This is a genomic window from Actinomadura sp. BRA 177, from assembly GCF_013372625.1.
Lineage (GTDB): Bacteria > Actinomycetota > Actinomycetes > Streptosporangiales > Streptosporangiaceae > Spirillospora.
Window position 1 is genome coordinate 1 of sequence record NZ_JABXFD010000112.1, and the last position, 5,840, is coordinate 5,840.

General features: G+C 71.4%; 5 protein-coding genes. 2 read left to right on the top strand and 3 right to left on the bottom strand.

The genetic code is table 11. The features are described 5' to 3' along the window. Positions 1 to 941, top strand: a 941-nt coding sequence (locus tag HUX53_RS03080) for an acetolactate synthase large subunit (protein WP_176401650.1), incomplete at its 5' end; no start/stop codon positions are given. Here HUX53_RS03080 and HUX53_RS03085 read toward each other — a convergent pair. From HUX53_RS03085 to HUX53_RS03095, 3 genes are all read right to left on the bottom strand, one after another. Further along, positions 942 to 2,495 carry an FGGY-family carbohydrate kinase gene (locus tag HUX53_RS03085; protein WP_176401651.1) on the bottom strand — a complete coding sequence of 518 codons (1,554 nt, stop codon included), beginning with the start codon at positions 2,493 to 2,495 and terminating at the stop codon, positions 942 to 944. Positions 2,496 to 2,505: 10 nt separating this feature from the next. Beyond that, entirely contained in the window at positions 2,506 to 3,894 is a 1,389-nt protein-coding gene (locus HUX53_RS03090) for an aminotransferase class V-fold PLP-dependent enzyme (protein WP_176401652.1), read from the bottom strand. A 136-nt stretch (positions 3,895 to 4,030) separates the two neighbouring features. Further along, a complete protein-coding gene (locus HUX53_RS03095) occupies positions 4,031 to 5,173 on the bottom strand; it encodes an acyl-CoA dehydrogenase family protein (RefSeq protein WP_176401653.1) in 1,143 nt (380 codons plus the stop codon). Positions 5,174 to 5,251: 78 nt separating this feature from the next. Between HUX53_RS03095 and HUX53_RS03100 the strand changes: the two genes are divergently transcribed. Further along, on the top strand, positions 5,252 to 5,840 hold a 589-nt coding region (locus HUX53_RS03100; protein ID WP_176401654.1), incomplete at its 3' end, for a MerR family transcriptional regulator.

Below are 5,840 nucleotides of genomic sequence, written 5' to 3' on the forward strand. Positions count from 1 at the left end.
AGATGTGTATAAGGGACCGCGCCCCGGTCGCCGCCGCGATCCGCCCGGCGGCGGCCGGGGCGCGGGTGCTGTGCGAGACGTTCCCGGCACGGCTGGAGCGCGGCGCGGGCGTCCCGGCGGTCGAGCGGCTGGCCTACCTGGGCGAGATGGCGGCGGCGCAGCTGGACGGCGCCCGGCACATCGTCCTGGCGGGCGCGCGCCGTCCGGTGACGTTCTTCGCCTATCCGGACCTTCCCGGCGACCTGGTGCCGGACGGCTGCCAGGTGCACGACCTCGGCGCCGACGCGACCGGGGCGCTCACCAGGCTCGCCGACGCGATCGCCAAGGAGGCGACCCCGGCGCTGCAGGTCGCGGCGCGGCCGGAGATCCTCTCCGGGGCGCTCACCGGGGAGAGCGCCGCCGCCGTCATCGGCGCGCTGCTGCCCGAGGGCGCGATCGTGTCGGACGAGGCGAACACGTCCGGGCTGTGGCTGCCCGGCGCCACCGCCGGCGCGCCGCCGCACGACTGGCTGTCGCTGACCGGCGGCGCGATCGGCCAGGGCCTCCCCGTCGCGACCGGCGCCGCGATCGCCTGCCCGGACCGTCCGGTCATCGGCCTGGAGGCCGACGGCAGCGCCATGTACACGATCTCCGCGCTGTGGACGCAGGCCCGGGAAGGTCTCGACGTCACGACGGTCGTGTTCAACAACGGCTCGTACGCGATCCTGTCGATGGAGACGACGCGGGTCGGCGCCGTCCCGGCACCGCCGGAGGCGGGCACCATCACGCGGGACATGGTCGATCTGTCGCGACCGGCCATCGACTTCGTCGCGCTGGCGTCCGGGATGGGCGTCCCGGCGTCCCGCGCGACCACGGCGGAGGAACTAGCGACCCAGTTCGCCAAGGCCCTAGAGGAACCGGGCCCCCACCTAATCGAAGCCGTCGTCCCACCCCTGGGCTAGTCAACGGGGTGCGAGGCGGCGGAACATTTGGCGCTGGTTCCGGTAGAGGGCGGGGAACTCCCGGTAGAGGCGGTTGTAGGCCGCTCCGGCCGCAGCGTCGGGGCGGAAGGTGCGGTCGACGCGGATCCGGACGTCCTCGCGGCGGACGGCGCCCAGCGACAGCGCGGCGAAGACCGCCTGGCCGCGCAGCGTCGCGTTGATCGGGTCGGCGACCCGCTCGACGGTGCGGCCGAGCACGTCCGCGTGGATCTGGCACCACAGGTCGGAGCGGGCGCCGCCGCCGATCATCCGGATCGGGTCGAGGCGGCGCCCGGCGAACCGTTCGACCGCCTCGTGCAGCCACCGGTTGTTGTAGGCGACGCCCTCCAGGACGGCGCGGACGAGGTCGTCCTGCGTCGTGGTGAGTGACAGGTTGTGGAAGCCGGCGCGGGCGTCGCGGTCGTCCACCGGTGATCGTTCGCCGTCCAGCCAGGGCGTGAAGATGACGCCGTGGCTGCCCGGTGGGACGGCGGCGGCGCGGGTCACCAGGCGCTCGTAGTCGCAATCGGTAGTGGTGGGCGCGCCCAGCACGGTCTCGTTGAGCCATTGCAGGCACCGGCCGCCCGTCTCGTGGTTGTCGGCGACGACGTAGGAGCCGGTGGACAGGCCCGGCACGCTCGCGATCGACCGCAGCACGTCGGTCTTCTTGAACGGCACCGACAGCCCGATCCAGGACGTCGTGCTGATCGCCAGGTGGGCCTGGAAGTCGTCCAGCGTCCCGGCGCCGCAGACCGCCGCGTGCAGGTCGGGAAGGCCGGTGACGACCGGCAGGCCCTCCGGCACCCCCAGCTCGCCGGCCGCGCGGGCGGACACGGCGCCCACCACCGAGCCGATCGGACGCAGCGGCGGCAGCTTCCCGGCGTCGATCCCGGCGCGCCGGGCCAGGTCGGCGTCGTAGCGCAGGACGTCCGGGCGCCGGTTGTCGGTCAGCCACGCGGCCGTCATCGAGGCGTGCGTGGCGGCGGCCACCCCGGTCATCCGCATCGTCAGGTAGTCGACCGGTTCGAGGAACCAGCGCGCCGCCGCGTACACGTCCGGCATCTCGTGGCGCAGGAACAGCAGGTGCCCGATCGGGTCGGCGCCGGACGGCGATGGTGCCCCGCCCGTCCGGCGCACCCACGCGAGGGCGTTGCGCGGCGCGAACCCGGCGACTGGTCCGGCGATGACGGCCCGGGAGTAGGGCGCGCCGCGCGTGTCGTCGTACAGGAGGCAGTCGCCGACCGGATGCCCCGACGCGTCCACCGGCACGGTGCTGGCCCACTGCCCGGTGCACGACGCCGCGACTAGCTGCTCCGGCCGGACGAGCCCGGCGCCCATCACCCGCCGCGCGGCACAAGTGACGAGCCGCCACCATTCCTCCGCGTCCTGCGTGGACGCGCCGCCGCCCGGCCGGCATGTGGCGACGAGGGCGAACTCGCAGCGGACGATCTCCCCGGTGAGCGAGACCAGGCCGACCTTGAGCCCGGTCGAGCCGAGGTCGACGGTCAGGACGTAGCGCTCCTGCGGCGCGGCCATGCCCAACCCCTCAGCGGGCGGCCGGCGGCAGCGACTGCTGCGTGTCGAGCATCCCGGCCATGACCTGCCGGATGAAGTCGTCCGCCTCGTCGGTGAGCCCGCCCGGCACTCCCCCGTACACCGCGCCCGACATGGGCGCCTCCCCCGCCGCCTGCTGCTTGATCGCGTAGGGGACGGCCTCGGCGAGGTCGGCGGCGAACGCCTCCGCGACGCCGGGCCGGGTCTGCGGCCGAGTCACCGCCATGTGGACGGCGTTCGGGTACTGCTGACCGTTGAGCCGCCAGCCGCGTCCGGCCATGAAGTCGTACACGTGGTAGATGTCGAACTCGTCCGAGGTGAAGCTGAACAGGAACGTCGGCTCGCCCAGCACCCGCAGTTCCGTATGCGACCGGACCGCCCCGATCATCTGGCGGGCCGTCTCGAAGATCTGCCCGGCGTGACGCCGGTATCCGGAACGTCCGAGCCTGACCATCCCGGCCCAGGTGGCGGCGAGCAGCCCGCCCGACCGCGAGCCCTCGATCCCCGGCGACAGGTACTTCCCGCCGCTCCACCCCGTGTTGAGAAAGTACAGCACGTTGCGCAACGCGCTGTCGCGGAACAGCAGTGTGGACGTGCCCTTCAAGCCGTACCCGTACTTGTGGGTGTCGGCGGAGATGCTGGTCACGCCGGGCAGCCGAAAGTCGAACACCGGGATGTCCAGGCCCAGCTCCTCACCGAACGGGAGGATGAACCCGCCGAGGCAGGCGTCCACGTGCAGGCCGACGCCGCACGACAGGGCCAGTTCCGACAGCTCCGCGATCGGGTCGATCGTCCCGTAGCCGTAGTTGCCGGCCGAGCCGATCAGCGCGACCGTGTCCATGTCGATGAGATCGGCGACGGCGCAAACGTCCACCTGGGTGGTGTGCGGATCGACCGGCGCCTCCCGCACCTCGATGCCGAACAGGTGGCCCGCCTTGTCGAACGCGGGATGCGCCGTCTCCGGCTTCACGATGTTGGGACGCTCCCGGCCGGCGCCGTCCCGGTAGGCGAGCATCGCGTGCAGGATGCTGCCGGTTCCGCCGGTCGTCACCACCCCGCCCGGCGTGGCGCCGGTGACGGCGTCGGCGTGCATGAGGTCGAGGGTCATGGCGAGGATCTCGCCCTCGAACTTCGTCGCGCTGGGGAACATGTCCCGCTGCAGGACGTTCGCGTGCCCGAACAGCCCGTACGTCTCCGTCATGAAGGCGTAGTGGTCGTGGTCGCCGCAGTAGACCGTCCCGGACGCCTTGCCCGTCTCCCAGAACGCGTCCTCCGCCGCAGCCATCTCCCGCAGTTCGGCGAGGATCTCCTCCCGAGAGCGCCCGTCCTCGGGAAGCGTCTCGTGGACCTCGAACCGGTCGGCGTAGGGAAAGTCCGTCACGTGTGCCGCCCTCCGTCCCCGCGCGTCCGCCCGGCACGGCGCGCCGTGCCACCGATCGTCGAACGCCCGGAATCGCGGAGGTAGGGGCTTTCGTCCCCCCGGCCGGTGCCGTTGGGCCCGGCCAGGGGAACGCGGGTCAGACGCCGAGGCCGCGGCCGATGATCTCCTTCATGATCTCGGTGGTGCCGCCGAAGATGGTCTGGATGCGGACGTCCTGGTAGGCCTTGGCGATCGGGTACTCGGTCATGTAGCCGTAGCCGCCGTGGAGCTGGACGCAGCGGTCGACGACGCGCTTGAGCAGCTCGGTGTTCCACCACTTGAGCATGGCCGCCTCGTCGGCGGTCAGCTCGTTCTCGCTCTCCTTGAGGATGCACTCGTCGGTGAAGGAGCGGGCGATCGTCAGCTCCGTCTTCATCTCGGCGAGCGTGAAGCGGTTGTGCTGGAACTTGCCGATCGGACGGCCGAACGCCTCGCGCGTCTTGCAGTATTCGAGGGTCTGCTCGAACGCGTCCTCGGCGGCGGCCATTGCGGTCGCGCCGATGGACAGGCGCTCGCGGGCCAGGTTCGTCATCAGGTAGATGAAGCCCATGCCCTCCTCGCCGAGGAGGTTCGACGCGGGGACGCGGACGTTGTCGAAGAACAGCTCGGCGGTGTCCTGGGCGTGCATGCCGACCTTGTCGAGGTTGCGGCCGCGCTCGAAACCGTCCATGCCGCGCTCGACGACGAGGAGGCTGACGCCCTTCGCACCGGCGGACGGGTCGGTCTTCGCGACGACGATGACGAGGTCGGCGAGGATGCCGTTGGAGATGAACGTCTTCGAGCCGTTGAGGACGTAGTCGTCGCCGTCCTTGATCGCGGTCGTCTTGATGCCCTGCAGGTCGGAGCCGGCGGCGGGCTCGGTCATCGCGATCGCGGTGATGAGCTCGCCGGAGCAGTAGCCGGGGAACCAGCGGGCCTTCTGCTCGTCCGTGCAGAGCTGGCGCAGGTAGCCGCCGTTGATGTCGTTGTGGACGGCGAACCCCGGGCCGTGGATTCCGGCCTTCGCCAGCTCCTCGTTGAAGATCACGTAGTAGCGGTAGTCGGCGTTGCCGCCGCCGCCGTGCTCCTCCGGCATGTCGATGCCGAGCAGGCCCGCGCGGCCGGCCGCCAGCCACACCTCGCGCGAGACGATGCCGTCCTTCTCCCACTGCTCGTGGTGGGGCGCGGCCTCCTTCGCGATGAAGGAGCGCACCATGTCGCGGAAGGCGTCGTGCTCGTCGGTGTAGATGTCCCGTCCCATCCGGCGGTCTCCCTCAAGTAAGTGAGTGCTGATACAGGGTTAATGTAACACTGGCACTGTCACATAGAGGGAGGCGGGATGGAACTCACCGTCGACGAGCTGGCCTCGCGCGCCGGGGTCACCGTCCGGACCGTGCGGTTCTACGCCGGACGCGGCCTGCTTCCGCCCCCCAAGCTGCGCGGACGCACCGGTCTGTACGGCCCCGACCATCTCGCGCGGCTCGAACTCGTCCGGGAGCTCCAGTCGCTCGGGCTCACGCTCGCCTCCATCGAGAAGCACCTCCAGAGGATTCCCCTGGACGCGCCGGCCGAAGACCTCGCGTTGCAGCGAGCGCTGCTGTCGCCGTGGGCGCCCGAGCAGCCGGAGGACCTCGACCGGCATGAACTCGACCGGCGGGCCGGACGGCACCTCGACGACGAGACGATCAAGCGGCTGGAGGCGCTCGGCGTCATCGAGCAGATCTCGGCGGACGTCATCCGGGTCGTCAGCCCGGCGCTGCTCGGCATCAGCGCGGAACTCGCGGAACTGCCGATGCCGCTGGACACGCTGATCGCGTCCCACGAGGCCGTCGACCGGCACACGACCGCGCTGGCCGCCGAGCTCCAGCAGGTCTTCCAGGACACCGTCGTCCGCCCCTACCGGGAGGGCGGGCGACGGTGTCCTGGAA

Excerpts from the sequence above, each read along its gene's own strand:
- HUX53_RS03085 (WP_176401651.1), bottom strand. The coding sequence starts at position 2,495 with ATGGCCGCGCCGCAGGAGCGCTACGTCCTGACCGTCGACCTCGGCTCG.
- HUX53_RS03095 (WP_176401653.1), bottom strand. The coding sequence starts at position 5,173 with ATGGGACGGGACATCTACACCGACGAGCACGACGCCTTCCGCGACATG.